This window comes from Providencia hangzhouensis (assembly GCF_029193595.2).
In the GTDB taxonomy this organism is placed as follows: domain Bacteria; phylum Pseudomonadota; class Gammaproteobacteria; order Enterobacterales; family Enterobacteriaceae; genus Providencia; species Providencia hangzhouensis.
In genome coordinates this window covers 3,160,303-3,176,869 of sequence record NZ_CP135052.1, presented here as the reverse complement: position 1 = coordinate 3,176,869, position 16,567 = coordinate 3,160,303, and the positions used below count along the sequence as shown (strand labels likewise).

Genomic DNA, 16,567 nt, shown 5'->3' with positions numbered 1-16,567 from the left:
AATACTGCACCTTAGTGCTTTTGTGAAGCCTTGATATCTCTTAGTCGCTGTAAAACAGGCAGAGTCAGGCGTTTAATGGTAGAATAAACCTAGGTTAGTCAAGAACATCAGTTAGCAAAGAAATAATAATGAGCCAAGAATATACAGAAGATAAACATATCAAATTTAAAAAACTAAGTAGCGGAAGACGGCTATTAGAGGTTATTTTGCTCGCAATATGCTTGAGCGCACTCTTCTTAATGGTGGCTTTATTGAGCTTCAGCCCTTCAGATCCAAGCTGGTCACAGACCACTTGGAATGCCCCAGTGAAGAATTTAGGGGGTAGTGTAGGTTCATGGAGTGCAGATATTCTTTTCTCTGCTTTTGGTATTCTTGCATTTGCCATTCCTGCACTATTACTCCTAGGCTGCTGGGCGATTTTCCAATATGAAAGTCGGCGCCGATATATTGATTTTTTCTCTTTATCGTTAAGATTAATAGGTGGTTTAGCACTTATTTTATCTTCTTGTGGGCTTGCGGCTCTCAATTTTGACGACTTACCTAATTTCGCCTCTGGTGGTGTGATTGGCAGTGTATTTAGTAATGCAATTATGCCGTGGTTCAATTCATTAGGTGCTACGTTAGCATTGCTGTTTTTATGGGCGATAAGCTTTACGCTGTTTACGGGATGGTCATGGCTTACAATCGCAGAAAAAATTGGTGCAGCGGTACTTCTCCCTATTACTTTGCTAACAAATCGAGCGAGGGGAGACGATTTAGATAACTATGATTACGACGTTGAAGAAACTGAAGGAGCTTTACAGCGTGCGCAAGAAGCTGAGCACAGAGCCAATGACAGCCTAGAAAATATTGATGCGGATGATGTTTTGTTTTCCGCACCCACTGTGGCTGAATTAGTCACTGAAGTCGCTCCAACAACGGAAAAAAATACGGGTGAAGCGGTTGCTACTATAGAAAACCCAATTCCTTCAGTGAATCAAAACACATCAGAGCAAGATTCGGTACCTGCTTTCTCTGCAGTGGATGAGCCGAGCACATATCATTTTGAAGTACCAGAAGATTACCAGCCTAAGCTCGGTGCAAGTTTTGATTCAACATCAGATACCGTTAATGAGCCGTTAGTTCAAGCGTCACCGTATGTTGCACCAGAAGAACCGATGTTAAGTGTTCAGCATAATCAACAAATAGAACAACAAAAACAAGATAATACCGCTTATCAAGAATATTCGGATAAACAAGAAACACCTGTTAATCAAGCTGCGTTTGAAGCTCAAGCGACATCCACGCCCCCACTTAACTCTTCAAATACAACAGAAAGTTTTATTCCATCATCAGTTACTGAAAGGGGCTCTAATCCAGCTGCATTAGCGGCTGCGGGTATTTCAGTCGCTGCACTGGAGCGCCATGCTCAGGTTAAACAAAATATGGAGCCGGAGCTTCCACGGCCAAATCCTGTTCGTTTACCGACTCGTCGTGAGTTATATGGTATTCGCATTCCATCGTTACGTGATGCGGAACTACAGCGGCGCGAAGAAGAGGCTTCTAAACGTGAACAAATATATCAGCAGTGGTCTACGAGTGAGTCTGACCAACCTGAAACTGATGATGAGGCACAACAAGACGAATTATTACGAGCGCAGTTCTTAGAACAGCAACGTGAACGTTATGGTGAAGTTGATGAAACTGATTATGATGTACCGCTTAATAGCCTGCACTCGCATGATGAGCAATTACAAAATGAGCCAATGACTGAAAATAGAGTCAGCGTATTTACGCAGCCAGAAATTGAACACCGTTGGGCGTCAGCTTCGCAACAATCCAATAATACGCATACAATTCCAGAGCCTGATGAGGCCGTGCCAGTCGTGGATAATGGCTATCAACTTCAGTTTACACAAGAGCAAGAAGACTTTGAGCCCAAAATTGATTTAAGAAAAGAGTTCTCTGTGCTGGATAGTTTTACCCCTGTTGATGATTTGGTTGACAACGAGCCAGCTGACCCATTATTTATGCCGTCATTTAGCGCGACTTCTGTTACAGCAGGTACCCCACAAAATAATATCGCTGAAGGGCTTGCTAGCTCACCATCAGTAACACAAACTTTTGCGCAGCCACAGCAGCCACAGCAGCCACAGCAGCCACAGCAGCCACAGCAGCCACAGCAGCCACAGCAGCCACAGCAGCCACAGCAGCCACAGCAGCCACAGCAGCCACAGCAGCCACAGCAGCCACAGCAAGATAGCTTATTCCACCCGTTCTTAGTGCGTAATGACCAACCATTACCAAAACCAACAACGCCAATGCCGTCTCTTGATTTGCTGGCAAGTCCGCCAGCACAAGAAGAGCCAGTGGATATGTTCAAACTAGAACAAACAGCAAGGTTGATTGAAGCAAGGCTTAATGATTACCGCGTTAAAGCTGAAGTGGTTGGTTTTTCTCCAGGCCCTGTCATTACTCGGTTTGAACTTGACCTCGCACCGGGAGTAAAAGCTGCACGGATATCCACATTGTCACGTGACCTTGCTCGTTCGTTATCAACCGTAGCCGTACGTGTTGTAGAAGTGATACCGGGTAAACCTTATGTAGGCCTCGAACTCCCTAATGAGAAACGGCAAACCGTTTACCTAAGTGAAGTCTTAGACTGCGATGATTTCCGCAAAAACCCATCTCCTCTCACTATTGTATTGGGTAAAGATATTGAAGGTGACCCTGTTGTTGCGGATTTAGCGAAAATGCCTCATTTACTCGTTGCGGGGACAACCGGCTCTGGTAAGTCGGTTGGGGTGAATGCAATGATCCTCAGTATCTTGTATAAAGCCAAACCCGAAGATGTTCGCTTTATCATGATTGACCCGAAAATGCTGGAGTTATCCATTTATGAAGGTATTCCGCATCTATTGACTGAAGTGGTTACTGACATGAAAGATGCGGCGAATGCCTTGCGCTGGTGCGTGAATGAAATGGAACGCCGTTATAAACTCATGTCTGCATTAGGGGTACGTAACCTAGCTGGTTATAACGACCGCATTAAAGCAGCAGAAGAAATGGGGCGGCCAATTCCTGATCCACATTGGAAACCCGGTGATAGCATGGATGTAGAACACCCAATGCTGAAAAAAGAACCTTACATTGTTGTCATGGTTGATGAATTTGCCGACTTAATGATGACAGCTGGTAAAAAAGTGGAAGAGTTAATTGCACGGTTGGCACAAAAAGCACGTGCCGCGGGTATTCATTTGGTATTGGCAACTCAACGGCCATCGGTTGATATTATTACTGGACTAATTAAAGCAAATATTCCAACGCGGATTGCATTTACGGTATCCAGTAAAATTGACTCGCGCACGATCCTTGACCAAGGCGGCGCTGAATCTTTACTAGGCATGGGGGATATGCTGTATTTACCACCAAACTCTTCAATTCCTGTGCGTGTACACGGTGCTTTTGTTCGTGACCAAGAGGTTCATGCCGTTGTGAATGATTGGAAAGCTCGCGGTAAACCACAATATATTGATAGCATCACGACCTGTAGTGACGATAGCGAAGGTGGTGGTTATGATAGCGGAGGTGAAGAGCTTGACCCACTGTTTGACCAGGCAGTTGAGTTTGTTGTTGAGAAACAACGCGTTTCCATTTCTGGGGTTCAACGCCAATTCAGGATAGGTTATAACCGTGCTGCAAGGATTGTTGAGCAAATGGAGCTCCAAGGTATTGTCAGTGAGCAAGGGCACAATGGTAACCGTGAAGTTCTTGCTCCTCCGTCAATGGGGCATTAATAATTTAGTGTGCTAATTGCTGGTTTAATTTAAGGGGTGTATAAAGACGTAACACCTCTTATGGTAATAATTTTAAGGTCTCTCATCGATGAAAAAAATGATGTTATTGGGTGCGTTAGCCCTGAGTTTACATATTGGCCAAGTATTGGCGGACGCAAGCCAAGACCTTCAAGAACGTTTGAATAAGGTCAATAGCTTCCAAGCTAGCTTCTCGCAAAAGGTGACGAGTCCTGAAGGGGATTTGGTTCAAGAAGGTGTTGGGGATTTATGGCTTGAGCGCCCAAATTTATTTAATTGGAACATGACCTCACCTGATGAAAGCGTATTGGTGTCAGATGGTAAAGATTTGTGGTTTTATAACCCGTTCGTAGAACAAGTGACGGTGACTAATTTAGCGGATGCTACGCAGGATACGCCATTTCTACTAATTACACGTAACGACCCGAAAGATTGGAAACAGTACTCAATCATTCAGCAGGGAAATACGTTTGATTTAAAACCAAAACAAACTAATGGGACTCTAAAACGTTTCTCCATTACGGTTTCTCCCGAAGGGACGATTGAGCAGTTTTCAGCGGTTGAACAAGATGGCCAAACCAGTGCTTATCAATTAAAAGAGCAAAAAAATGGTCGCGTTGATGCGAGTAAATTCAAGTTTACAGTACCAAAAGGCGTCACTTTAGATGACCAGCGTTCAAATGCTAAATAAGCTTGATTAGAGAAAATATGAGCCAGCAGTATTCATACTTGCTGGTTAATATAAGATATTTTAAGAAGTAAAAAAGAGGATATAGTGGGTAACCTGTCTCTTGATTTTTCGCAGAATGAATTTCAACCTTTAGCAGCAAGAATGCGGCCTGAAACCCTTGAACAGTATATTGGCCAAAAGCATTTATTGGCTGAGGGGAAACCGTTGCCACGTGCGATTAAAGCGGGTCATCTGCACTCCATGATTTTATGGGGGCCCCCTGGAACAGGTAAAACAACCCTTGCCGAAATTATTGGTAATTATGCACAAGCCGATATTGAACGTATTTCAGCAGTTACTTCTGGTATTAAGGAAATTCGAGAATCCATCGAAAAAGCCCGGCAAAATCGCAGCGCGGGGCGGAGAACCATTTTATTTGTCGATGAGGTTCATCGTTTTAATAAAAGCCAGCAAGATGCATTTTTACCTCATATAGAAGATGGCACGATTACATTTATTGGTGCAACAACTGAAAACCCATCATTTGAATTAAATTCCGCATTGTTATCACGTGCTAGGGTGTATTTGCTTAAATCCCTTGAAGAAAATGATATTGAACAGGTCTTGTTACAAGCACTGGCAGATTCATCTCGTGGCCTTGGTGGGCAAAATATTGTTCTGCCTGATAACACGCGCAAAATGGTCGCTCAGTTGGTTAATGGGGATGCTAGGCGTTCATTAAATCTGCTGGAAATGATGGCAGATATGGCAGAGGCTGATAGCCAAGGGCAGCGTATTTTAACCGCTGATCTGTTAAAAGAAGTTAGCGGTGAACGTACTGCACGGTTTGATAACAAAGGCGACCGTTATTACGACTTAATCTCTGCTCTGCATAAGTCGATTAGAGGCTCAGCACCAGATGCCGCACTGTATTGGTTTGCAAGGATTATTACTGCGGGTGGTGACCCTCTGTATGTTGCCCGTCGGCTACTTGCAATTGCATCAGAAGATGTGGGGAATGCGGATCCTCGTGCGATGCAAGTCGCCATTTCAGCTTGGGATTGCTTCACGCGAGTGGGGCCAGCCGAAGGCGAGCGTGCAATTGCCCAAGCTATTGTTTATTTAGCTTGTGCGCCGAAAAGTAACGCGGTTTATACCGCCTATAAAGCAGCGATTAAAGATGCACAAATGCAACCAGACTACGATGTGCCAGAACATCTTCGAAATGCCCCAACTAAACTATTAAAAGAAATGGGTGCAGGGAAAGAATATCGTTATGCACATGATGAACCTAACGCATATGCTGCGGGAGAAAATTATTTTCCTGAACCTATGCAAACAACACGTTATTACTACCCTACGAAACGGGGCCAAGAAAGCAAGTTTGCTGAAAAATTAGACTGGTTAGCCCAACAGGATCAAATTAGCACCACAAAACGCTATCGCTAAACTAGGCAATGCGGTAAGGTTATATAGCGAAATACTTTACTTTATTTGTTGTGCTGGAATGCACCTCAAAAAGTATCATTAATTACTAACAATAATCACAGGATAAGCATGCTCGATCCCAATTTACTGCGTACGGAGCTAGACGCGGTTGCTGAAAAACTGGCTCGCAGGGGTTTTACCCTTGATGTGGAAAAGCTGCGTGAATTAGAAGAACGCCGCAAAGTTTTACAAGTTGAAACTGAAACCCTGCAAGCAGACCGTAATTCGCGATCGAAAACTATTGGTGCGGCGAAGGCACGTGGTGAAGATATCGAACCATTACGTCTGGAAGTTAACCAATTAGGCGAAAAATTGGATTCTGCAAAAGCAGAGCTAGATAAGCTGCAACAAGAAATCCGTGATATTGCCTTGAGTATCCCGAACATCCCTGATGACCAAGTACCTGATGGTAAAGATGATTCTGACAACGTTGAAGTTGCTCGTTGGGGTGAACCTCGCCAGTATGACTTCGAAGTTAAAGACCATGTTAGCCTTGGTGAGTTATCTGGTGGCTTAGACTTCCCTGCTGCGGTAAAACTGACAGGAGCACGTTTTGTTGTCATGAAAGGGCAAATTGCTCGCATGCATCGTGCCTTGGCTCAATTTATGCTTGACTTACATACTGAACAACATGGTTACCAAGAGTTGTATGTTCCATATTTAGTCAACCATGACACACTGTACGGAACTGGCCAATTACCAAAGTTTGGTGAAGATTTGTTCCATACTAAACCACTGGAAGAAGAAGCAGACAGCAGTACTTATGCGTTGATCCCAACCGCAGAAGTTCCAGTGACTAACTTGGTTCGTGATGAAATTTTAGATGAAGACTCACTTCCTCTGAAAATGACAGCACATACGCCTTGTTTCCGTTCTGAAGCAGGGTCTTATGGCCGTGATACACGCGGTTTGATCCGTATGCATCAGTTCGACAAAGTTGAGTTAGTACAAATCGTTCATCCAGAAAAATCCATGGATGCATTGGAAGAGCTGACTGGTCATGCAGAAAAAGTATTACAATTACTGAACTTGCCTTATCGTAAAGTGATTTTGTGCACCGGTGATATTGGTTTTGGTTCACGTAAAACCTATGACTTAGAAGTGTGGTTACCAGCGCAAAATACTTATCGTGAAATTTCATCTTGTTCAAACATGTGGGACTTCCAAGCGCGTCGTATGCAAGCGCGTTTCCGCGGTAAGAGTGATAAGAAAACACAACTTGTTCATACCCTGAATGGTTCTGGTTTAGCTGTTGGTCGTACATTGGTGGCGATTTTAGAAAACTACCAATTAGCTGATGGCCGTATTGAAGTTCCAGAAGTATTGCGCCCATATATGAAAGGGCTAGAGTTCATCGGTTAATTTCCGTTACTCTTTCAAACATAAAGCGCGACTGACGACAGTCGCGTTTTTTTGTGCATAGAAAACCCCCAGCTAGGCTGGGGGTTCCGTAAAGCTTTCAGCTTTGAATAAGATATTAAAACCCCTTTTGATTTGTTAAAACACCTTGCGGTCTGGCAACTGCAAGAGTCAAACAAAAAATCAAAAGGGGGTCCCAATGGGGACGAAAAGAGCTTAGCGCATACACGATGGAATTGTAAATATCACATTGTTTTTGCCCCAAAGTATAGAAGGCAAGTTTTCTACGGTGAAAAACGTAGGGCGATAGGTAGTATTTTAAGGAAATTGTGTGAGTGGAAAAATGTCAGGATAGTGGAGGCAGAATGTTGTGTTGACCATATACACATGCTTCTAGAAATCCCACCCAAGATGAGTGTTTCGAGCTTTATGGGGTATTTAAAAGGAAAAAGTAGCCTAATGCTTTATGAGCAATTTGGGGATTTAAAGTTTAAATATCGAAATAGAGAGTTTTGGTGCAGAGGGTACTATGTTGATACGGTAGGAAAGAATACGAAACGAATACAAGAATATATAAAACATCAGTTAGAACAGGATAAATTGGGAGAGCAATTGTCGATCCCCTATCCGGGCAGCCCGTTTACGGGCCGTAAGTAATCCATAGATGCAAATGTCAGGGCCGTTATGCGCCTGTTAGGGCGCGGCTGGTAACAAAGCCTTATAGGCGCATATTAAAAACCTCCGGCTATGCCGGAGGATATTTATTGTGTAAATTTAAAGTGTTCTGGAAAAAGCATCCTCAGGTTAAACCTGATCCCCCCTCAATATTTTCCAAATAGCAGCATTCAATGCATGACATTAATCTACGGTAAAGTAAATTTATCGGAGTGATATTGATGGGTGTAATTATTGGTGTTTTCTTATTAGCAGGTATTGTAAAAGGGGTGATCGGGCTAGGCCTACCAACAATCGCGATGGGGTTATTAAGCACATCAATGGAGCCTGCTGCAGCTGCGAGCTTATTAATTATTCCGTCATTAATTACTAATATATGGCAATTATTGATTGGCCCACAATTTATGGCACTAATCAAACGGCTCAGTGGTTTTATTATTGGGGTCATGCTTGGCACATTATTCAGTTTTTTACCTTCTTTAACCTCGGCATCTCGTTGGACACTACCTACACTGGGTATCGTGCTTATTATCTATGGAATTTGGGGCTTAATTGCTAAAAAAACGCCATCTTTCGAGAAACATGAAACATGGCTTTCGCCAACAGTGGGTTATATTACAGGTGTAATTACAGCAGCTACAGGAGTATTTGTTATTCCAGCAGTTCCTTATTTGCAAACCTTAAAATTAAATAAAGATGAGCTTATTCAGGCTCTAGGGTTAGCATTTACCGCATCAACAGTTGCATTAGCCATCAAGTTATCCATTGACCATCAACAATATGATATTAATTGGAGTTTATCTGCCTTTGCCTTAATACCTGCTATTGGTGGAATGTATCTTGGTCAATATTTACGCAAGATTATTAGCGAGAAATTATTCCGTCGTTGCTTTTTTATTGGGTTAATCGGATTAGGGATTTACATGACGGCAAAATTAGCTTTCAGATGACCAGTTAATTAAAAAATGAATAAACTCGTTGGTATAATCAGGTAATTGGCTGAAATCTCGTGCGCAGATAACTAATTTTCGGCATGCCCAATCTTCGGTCAATTGCAGTATTTTACTAGTAGAAAATTGACTACGCTGTGCCGCTTGTTTGGGAATAATAGCAATGCCAATTCCATCGTTAACCCCTTGCATTACCGCATCTAGTGTTGGCATGCGTATCCGGTAGTTGAGCCGTTTGCCTTGTTGTTTAGCGTTATTATCAATATGTTTTTGTAATGGGTTATCTTCCATTAAACCAATAAATTCAGCATCAATAATATCAGAAAATAGAACGCTTTTTTGGCTTACCCAAAGGCTATCTTTATGGGCAAAAACGACTAATTCATCTGAGCTGAATGGACGAATATCCAGACCAGTGAGGTCAGTAGAATCTGCGATAATACCAATATCTGCAATTTTATTTTTGATGGCAGTGACGATATTAGCACTTGGCATTTCTTTCACGGATACAGACATAGTGGGTTGTTGTCGTAAATAAGCGCTAACACGGGCGGGTAAAAATTCCATTTGAGCTGAAGTATTACAAAGAATATTAATATGCCCACGCAGGTGTCGACTATATTTTCGCAGTTCATCTTGCATTAATTCAATTTGCTGCAAAATTGTTTTCGCATGCTCAATAAATGCATGACCTGCATTCGATAATGAAACCCCTTTCACTGAACGAATAAATATATCGATGTTTAATTCATTTTCTAACCCACGTATTCGTTCACTTGCAGATTGCAGATTGCAGTGTAAGATAAGTTAGTTTCGCTCCTTGGGTGATGCTTCCTGCATTGGCGACATTAACACACAGTTTTAAATCAGTGGTATCGAAATACATGGAAAACAACTCCAAATTATGAAAAGAAGAGGGAAATTATCATTTAAAGGAATATATGTGAATTTTTTCGGGATAGCAAAAAGGAAAGCAATTGCTTTCCTTTTTTTAGATTTAATGATTTAACAAAGTCGTCAAATCATTAGATTTTGGTTTATTTTACTTGTGAGAAAAACAGGCTGCGATAACTGCTGTAATAGCAAACATACATAATTGGCATAGAAACTAATAAACCTAAACCTAATGGGATAACTGAAATTATCATTAAGATTGATAAAACGATAAAGAACAGGATACCTGGTAGGAGGTTTTTCTTAACAGCTTGTAAGCTTGCTGAGATTGCAGCGCCAACAGTGAAATCATGGTTCATCACTAATGCAGGAGCAAACCAAGTTAAGGCTGTACCCACTAATGCTGCAATGGCCATTATGATGATTGCAAAGAAGAATGTACCTGAAGACGCAAGGATAGCCGCGTCAGATGGCGAACCGTATTGGTTGCTTTCCATCAGTAAACCGAACATTGCAGAACCACCGATAATAAATGCGATGATCATTCCTACTAAGTTAGCAGCAAAGTTGATGGCTCCAACGGCAAATAGGGTACCAAATTTATTTTGGAAGCCTGCAAATAATAAGCCGATTTCTGCTTGGCCTGTTTTACGTTGATTTTCACTGATAGCAATAATACCACCGATAAAAATAGGTGTAATAAAAGTAATCAGTAAGTTCAAGAATGGGATCATTGAAATGATAAAGATCACCGCAAACAGAACGATGTTAATTAGGATCCACATTCCCAGTTTTTCTTTAACGAGAGACCATGATTGGCTGATCCAGTTAACACCTTCACCTGCATCTACTGCGCGAGGTTCTGCGTGAAAAACGAATGTATCGGCTTGAGTTTGTGCGTTAATTGTAGGTGCAGGATTGTTATCTGCACTGAAGTTTTCATTATTCATGATAAAAAAGGAACCTGTTAGTCGTAGTGAATTAGCGATATATTATTATTAATAAGTTTTTTGAGATTATACTCATTTTTGTAACTTATCGGCAGTAGTATGCAGATAAGTTAGCTTATTATAAAGCAGACTATTCTGGTAAGGTATTTTTGATTAAAATTTTCTTGTATAAAATATTTTCTATCGAAATAAGAAGGTTATCTATTCCTTAATGTACTGAATAAAATACGAATATTTAGTATATTTAGTGAAAAAAGCTATTTTTTGGTTCTATCAACAAGGTTAAATCGTCAATTAAATAATCACGATTCATAATAATTAAGTAAGATTTTATTTAATTTAAAAGCTAAATAAGTGATATTGGGTAAGCATCCAACGGCTTAATTTCTTTAAGTACAAACATACTTTGCATTTCTTTGATACCCGGTAACCGGCGAATAACCGTCATAGCAAAGTCGGCATAGGAGTCTAAATCATGGGATACAACCTGTAATAAAAAGTCAGTATCACCACCAATACTGTAGCAAGCGACGACATTTTCTAGCTCAGTCACTTCTTGTTCAAATTTTTGTGCTTCAGCCTCGCTATCACTATCAATAATGACGCGAACAAAAACCATCACACCTAAGCCAATCTTTTTACGATTGAGAATGGCGCGATATCCTTGAATAATATTTTCTTCTTCTAATTTTTTAACCCTTCGCCAACAGGGAGAGGCTGACATGCCTACTTTTTCGGCAAGCACTTGGTTAGTTATTCGAGCGTCATCTTGTAGTAACTTTAGTATTTTTATTTCTGTCTTATCTATTGCCATAAATGAAAATCTCTACCTTAAAAATGCTTTAAATGGGATAAATTTACCTAAATCTTAGCGTGTAATGACTGAGTTAGAAAGCCTATTTCTTTCTTTAAATGCCATAATTATTGGGAAATTGAATACACATAAAATCATAGGGGACAGGAATGATATTTAATCCAGCTGAGCATCGTTGCGCTATCGTCGTTAATCAGGATTTATCTAACGGGTTGGCAATGAATGCCGCTAGTGTGATTGGCGTGAGTTTAGGAAATAAAGTTAACAATATAGTAGGGGAAGATTTGAACAGTGCGGATAATATCAATTATCCCGGTGTGATTTATGCGCCATTACCGATTTTAAAATCACCGGAGCAGTATATTAAAGAGATTGAAGTGGCTGCATTAAAGGTAAATGAAATATACATTATTCCTTTTAGCTTATTGGCACAATCGTGCCGGACTTATGATGAGTATCAGCAAAAATTATTAGAACACGAATATAAAAATATTCAGTTAGCTGGTATTGGGTTGGTAGGAAATAAAAAGGCGGTGACGCAGCTTATTGGCCACTTACCTTTGTTTAGATAGGAATAATGGCAGATAAAGCAGAGGCTCTATAAAGAGCCTCAAATTGGTTAGTACATTACTTTGTGACCATAACTTTCTAGAATACTTTTAACTCGTTCCATCACTTCTTTTGATGGTGGTCTAACGCCATCTAGTTTGTATTCTTCACCCATGGTTTCCCATTTGTGTTTACCGAGTTCGTGGTAGGGCAGTAATTCGATTTTTTCGATATTGCTCATATCTTTGGTAAATTCGCCCAGTAAATGTACTGAATGGTCATCATCACTCCAACCCGGCACGACAACATAGCGTACCCAAGTTTTCTGGTTGCGTTTGGCAAGGTAACGAGCAAATTCCAAAGTACGATGGTTAGAAACACCCACTAATTTTTGATGAATTTCATCATCGATTTGCTTTAAATCTAACATCACTAAGTCAGTGACATCCATCAGTTCATCAATCACTGGGTCGTAGCGGCGCACGAATCCATTGGTATCAAGGCAAGTATGAATATTTTCTTTTTTACAGGCACGGAACCAGTCACGTACAAATTCAGCTTGTAAGATAGCTTCTCCGCCTGAGGCGGTAACACCTCCGCCAGTCGCATTCATAAAGTGGCGATAGGTTACGGCTTCTTTCATTAATTCTTCAACGGTAACAATATTGCCACCGTGGGTATCCCAAGTATCGCGGTTATGGCAATACAGGCAGCGCATTAAGCAGCCTTGGAAAAACACAATAAAACGGATCCCAGGACCATCAACGGTTCCGCATGATTCAAACGAATGAATACGGCCGAGTGTGGTTGGGGTTTCTGTCACATTAGTCGTCGCTATTGTTTTGGTTTTAGTATCATCGATAGACATAGCAGGCACTCCAAAATATCCTTCATACCGCAAACTTTAGAGCAAAAATATCGTTGCTGGTATAGATAAAAAGCCCCCTTGAGGGGGCTCAGACTGCTGACAAACATATTATGTTTGGCGGCAAGTCGAATAGGTTTTGAAAATAAACTAGGAAAATCAATTTATTGATTTTCGGCTGATAACACAAAGCGGGAAAAATCACGCTTTTATCCCGCTTTGTCAACAACCTCAGACCCCGTAAAGCGGGGTCTTTAATTTACTTTATTTTAATGAGCTAATTATTACATTGTACTGGTGAAAGTACGAGTAATAACGTCTTGCTGTTGTTCTTTAGTCAGTGAGTTGAAACGTACAGCATAACCAGATACACGGATAGTCAGTTGTGGGTACTTCTCTGGGTTTTCCATTGCATCTAACAGCATTTCACGGTTCATAACGTTAACGTTCAGATGCTGGCCGCCTTCGATAGACGCTTCGTGGTGGAAGTAACCATCCATCAGACCCGCTAAGTTCGTTTTACGAACATCATCATCTTTACCTAACGCATTTGGTACGATAGAGAAAGTATAAGAAATACCATCTTTCGCGTAAGCAAATGGCAGTTTAGCAACAGAAGTCAGTGAAGCTACCGCACCTTTTTGGTCACGACCGTGCATTGGGTTTGCACCTGGTCCGAATGGTGCACCTGCACGACGGCCATCTGGTGTATTACCTGTTTTCTTACCATACACTACGTTAGAGGTGATGGTCAGGATTGACTGAGTTGGTACCGCGTTACGGTAAGTAGGCAGTTTCTGAATTTTCTTCATGAAACGTTCAACTAAGTCACACGCGATATCATCTACACGAGAATCGTTGTTACCAAATTGTGGATATTCACCTTCGATTTCGAAGTCGATAGCGATACCGTCTTCATCACGAATTGGTTTAACTTTCGCATATTTGATTGCAGACAGTGAGTCAGCAGCAACAGATAGACCCGCAATACCACAAGCCATGGTGCGATAAACATCACGGTCATGTAACGCCATCAGCGAAGCTTCATAGCTGTATTTATCGTGCATGAAGTGGATGCAGTTCAGTGCAGTGACGTACTGAGTTGCTAACCAATCCATGAAGTGGTCCATTTGGTTCATCACAGTATCGAAATCTAAGACCTCGTCCATGATTGGTGCATGTTTAGGACCAACTTGCATTTTCAGTTTTTCATCAACACCACCGTTGATGGTATACAGCATGGTTTTCGCTAAGTTTGCGCGAGCACCGAAGAACTGCATTTGTTTACCAACAATCATTGGGCTGACGCAACATGCAATTGCGTAGTCATCGTTATTGAAGTCTGGACGCATCAGGTCATCATTTTCATACTGAACTGATGAGGTATCGATAGACACTTTAGCTGCGAATTTTTTGAAATTCATTGGCAGTTTTTCTGACCACAGGATAGTCATGTTTGGCTCAGGAGATGGGCCCATGGTATACAGTGTGTTCAGGAAACGGAATGTGCTTTTCGTTACCAGAGTACGGCCATCAAGGCCCATACCTGCTAATGATTCAGTTGCCCAGATTGGGTCACCAGAGAACAGCTCATCGTATTCAGGAGTACGTAAGAAACGTACCATACGCAGTTTCATGACTAAGTGGTCAATCAATTCTTGCGCTTGTTGTTCGGTGATTTTACCTGCTTCTAAGTCACGTTGGATATACACGTCTAAGAAGGTAGAAACACGACCAAATGACATTGCAGCACCGTTTTGTGATTTAACAGCGGCTAAGTAACCGAAGTAAGTCCACTGTACTGCTTCTTGTGCGTTTGTTGCTGGTGCAGAAATATCGTAACCGTATTTTGCAGCCATTTCTTTCATTTGACCCAATGCACGGTGCTGTTCAGCAATTTCTTCGCGCAGTTGGATAGTCATTTGTAGGTCTTCACCTTTTTCTAATCTTTCTTGCAAAGAGGTGAATTGGTTAAATTTGTCTTTCATCAGGAAATCAATACCGTACAGTGCAACACGACGGTAGTCACCGATGATACGACCACGACCATATGCATCAGGTAGACCAGTTAAGATACCTGATTTACGGCATTTTAAGATGTCTGGCGTGTAAACGTCGAAAACACCTTGGTTGTGAGTTTTACGGTATTCAGTGAAGATTTTTTTGATTTCTGGATCTAATGTACGGTCGTAAGCTTTGCATGAGCCTTCAACCATTTTGATACCACCGAATGGGATAAGACCACGTTTCAGAGGTGCGTCAGTTTGCAAGCCAACGACTTTTTCTAATTCTTTAGTAATGTAACCTGCATCATGAGAAGTGATGGTTGAAGCGACATCAGTGTCAAAATCAACTGGCGCATGAGTGCGGTTTTCGATTTTGATCCCTTCCATGACTTTATCCCACAACGTGTCAGTTGCTGGAGTAGAGCCTGCTAAGAAAGATTCATCACCTTCATATGGAGTGTAGTTTTTCTGGATGAAGTCACGTACGTTGACGTTATTCTGCCAGTCACCTTGGTTAAAACCTTGCCATGCTAAAGCGAATTTTTCATTTAACTCGGACATGATACTTTTACCTTTTAACAATGGATCTTTTAGGGATCTTAATAAATCTTTTCGTGTGTGTCAGTGGCTATTAATGTTTTTGGCCACTACGTAAATGCATAAACCAATAAATGAGGCCGACTAAAATCGCACCGCCAATAATATTTCCGATAGTGACTGGAATTAAGTTATCTGTAATAAAGTTACCAACCGTTAGGTGTGAAAATTGGTCAGGAGACATATTTATTTGAGACCAATATTCAGCGGGGGCGAACTCTTTAATCATAATGCCTAACGGGATCATGAACATGTTTGCGATACTATGCTCAAAACCGCTCGCTACGAACATCGCGACAGGTAACACTAGAACGACCAGTTTATCAGTTAAACTACGGCCGGAGTAACTCATCCAAACCGCAAGGCAAACCATTAAGTTTGCTAAAATTCCTAATGTAACCGCTTCAATAAAGGTATGGTGTAATTTATGGCTGGTGGTTTGTAATACATTTAACCCCCATTGACCATTGGCTGCGGTGTATTGTCCTGCAAACCAAATCAGTGCAACAAAGAATAACGCACCAATTAAGTTACCAATATAGACATTAAACCAGTTACGGAACATTTGCCCCCAAGTAATTCTTCCTGTGGCTTTTGAGACGATAGTGAGTACGGTGGAGGTGAAAAGATCTGCGCCACATACAACCACTAACATCAGACCTAAGGAGAAACAAATCCCGCCAATAAGTTTAGTGAAACCATAAGGCGCTTCAGCTGCCCCGGTTGTTGCTGTGATATAGAATACAAACGCGATAGAGATAAAAATACCGGCAGTGAATGCTGACAAGTAAGTAATTGCAGGATGTTTATTTGCCTTATAAAAAGAGGCATCATCTGCGACTTGCGCCATTACAGCAGGTGGCAATAAATTAAAAGGGTTGTCAGCTTTCATACCAACACTCTCTTACAAAGTTGATTAATTATAGCACGCAATAATAGTAACAAAGGGGTGAATT

Annotated in this window: 13 protein-coding genes; 7 read left to right on the top strand and 6 right to left on the bottom strand. The window is 41.3% G+C overall.

Translation table 11 applies throughout. From position 1 onward, the window contains the following. The first annotated feature begins 128 nt into the window (after nucleotides 1-128). The 6 genes from PZ638_RS14425 to PZ638_RS14400 all read left to right on the top strand — a co-directional run bounded on the left by PZ638_RS14425 (nucleotide 129) and on the right by PZ638_RS14400 (nucleotide 8,936). Nucleotides 129-3,776: a DNA translocase FtsK 4TM domain-containing protein gene (locus PZ638_RS14425; RefSeq protein ID WP_239407407.1), complete on the top strand. Its 3,648-nt coding sequence runs from the start codon at nucleotides 129-131 to the stop codon at nucleotides 3,774-3,776. An 88-nt stretch (nucleotides 3,777-3,864) separates the two neighbouring features. After that, nucleotides 3,865-4,485 (top strand): outer membrane lipoprotein periplasmic chaperone LolA, encoded by a 621-nt coding sequence (gene lolA, locus PZ638_RS14420; protein WP_004256331.1) that lies wholly within the window; start codon nucleotides 3,865-3,867, stop codon nucleotides 4,483-4,485. Between the two features lie 84 nt (nucleotides 4,486-4,569). Then, nucleotides 4,570-5,913, top strand: a complete 1,344-nt coding sequence (locus PZ638_RS14415) for a replication-associated recombination protein A (RefSeq protein WP_094960674.1) — start codon at nucleotides 4,570-4,572, stop codon at nucleotides 5,911-5,913. Nucleotides 5,914-6,021: 108 nt separating this feature from the next. Beyond that, the gene (gene serS, locus PZ638_RS14410) at nucleotides 6,022-7,314 is read left to right on the top strand and encodes a serine--tRNA ligase (protein WP_004256329.1); all 1,293 of its coding nucleotides are present in this window, start codon (nucleotides 6,022-6,024) and stop codon (nucleotides 7,312-7,314) included. Nucleotides 7,315-7,473: 159 nt separating this feature from the next. Further along, complete coding sequence (gene tnpA / locus PZ638_RS14405) at nucleotides 7,474-7,968, top strand: IS200/IS605 family transposase (RefSeq protein ID WP_180312677.1); 495 nt, start codon at nucleotides 7,474-7,476, stop codon at nucleotides 7,966-7,968. A gap of 239 nt (nucleotides 7,969-8,207) precedes the next feature. After that, the gene (locus PZ638_RS14400; RefSeq protein ID WP_096864169.1) at nucleotides 8,208-8,936 is read left to right on the top strand and encodes a sulfite exporter TauE/SafE family protein; all 729 of its coding nucleotides are present in this window, start codon (nucleotides 8,208-8,210) and stop codon (nucleotides 8,934-8,936) included. Here PZ638_RS14400 and PZ638_RS14395 read toward each other — a convergent pair. The 3 genes from PZ638_RS14395 to PZ638_RS14385 all read right to left on the bottom strand — a co-directional run bounded on the left by PZ638_RS14395 (nucleotide 8,922) and on the right by PZ638_RS14385 (nucleotide 11,594). Beyond that, nucleotides 8,922-9,656 (bottom strand): LysR substrate-binding domain-containing protein, encoded by a 735-nt coding sequence (locus tag PZ638_RS14395; RefSeq protein WP_311135854.1) that lies wholly within the window; start codon nucleotides 9,654-9,656, stop codon nucleotides 8,922-8,924. The genes PZ638_RS14400 and PZ638_RS14395 overlap by 15 nt on opposite strands. 317 nt (nucleotides 9,657-9,973) lie before the next feature. Further along, on the bottom strand, nucleotides 9,974-10,780 hold the full coding sequence (locus PZ638_RS14390) for a BPSS1780 family membrane protein (protein WP_004256309.1): 807 nt from the start codon (nucleotides 10,778-10,780) through the stop codon (nucleotides 9,974-9,976). Between the two features lie 346 nt (nucleotides 10,781-11,126). Then, nucleotides 11,127-11,594: an Lrp/AsnC family transcriptional regulator gene (locus PZ638_RS14385; RefSeq protein WP_004256307.1), complete on the bottom strand. Its 468-nt coding sequence runs from the start codon at nucleotides 11,592-11,594 to the stop codon at nucleotides 11,127-11,129. Nucleotides 11,595-11,743: 149 nt separating this feature from the next. Between PZ638_RS14385 and PZ638_RS14380 the strand changes: the two genes are divergently transcribed. Further along, nucleotides 11,744-12,166, top strand: coding sequence for a DUF2000 domain-containing protein (locus PZ638_RS14380; protein ID WP_004256305.1), 423 nt, complete (start codon nucleotides 11,744-11,746; stop codon nucleotides 12,164-12,166). A gap of 47 nt (nucleotides 12,167-12,213) precedes the next feature. Here PZ638_RS14380 and pflA read toward each other — a convergent pair whose 3' ends face one another. The 3 genes from pflA to focA all read right to left on the bottom strand — a co-directional run bounded on the left by pflA (nucleotide 12,214) and on the right by focA (nucleotide 16,503). Beyond that, nucleotides 12,214-13,011, bottom strand: a complete 798-nt coding sequence (gene pflA / locus PZ638_RS14375) for a pyruvate formate lyase 1-activating protein (protein WP_004256303.1) — start codon at nucleotides 13,009-13,011, stop codon at nucleotides 12,214-12,216. A 281-nt stretch (nucleotides 13,012-13,292) separates the two neighbouring features. Next, nucleotides 13,293-15,575 carry a formate C-acetyltransferase gene (gene pflB, locus PZ638_RS14370; protein WP_004256301.1) on the bottom strand — a complete coding sequence of 761 codons (2,283 nt, stop codon included), beginning with the start codon at nucleotides 15,573-15,575 and terminating at the stop codon, nucleotides 13,293-13,295. Nucleotides 15,576-15,645: 70 nt separating this feature from the next. Continuing rightward, nucleotides 15,646-16,503 carry a formate transporter FocA gene (focA, locus tag PZ638_RS14365; RefSeq protein ID WP_004256299.1) on the bottom strand — a complete coding sequence of 286 codons (858 nt, stop codon included), beginning with the start codon at nucleotides 16,501-16,503 and terminating at the stop codon, nucleotides 15,646-15,648. Nucleotides 16,504-16,567 lie beyond the last annotated feature (64 nt).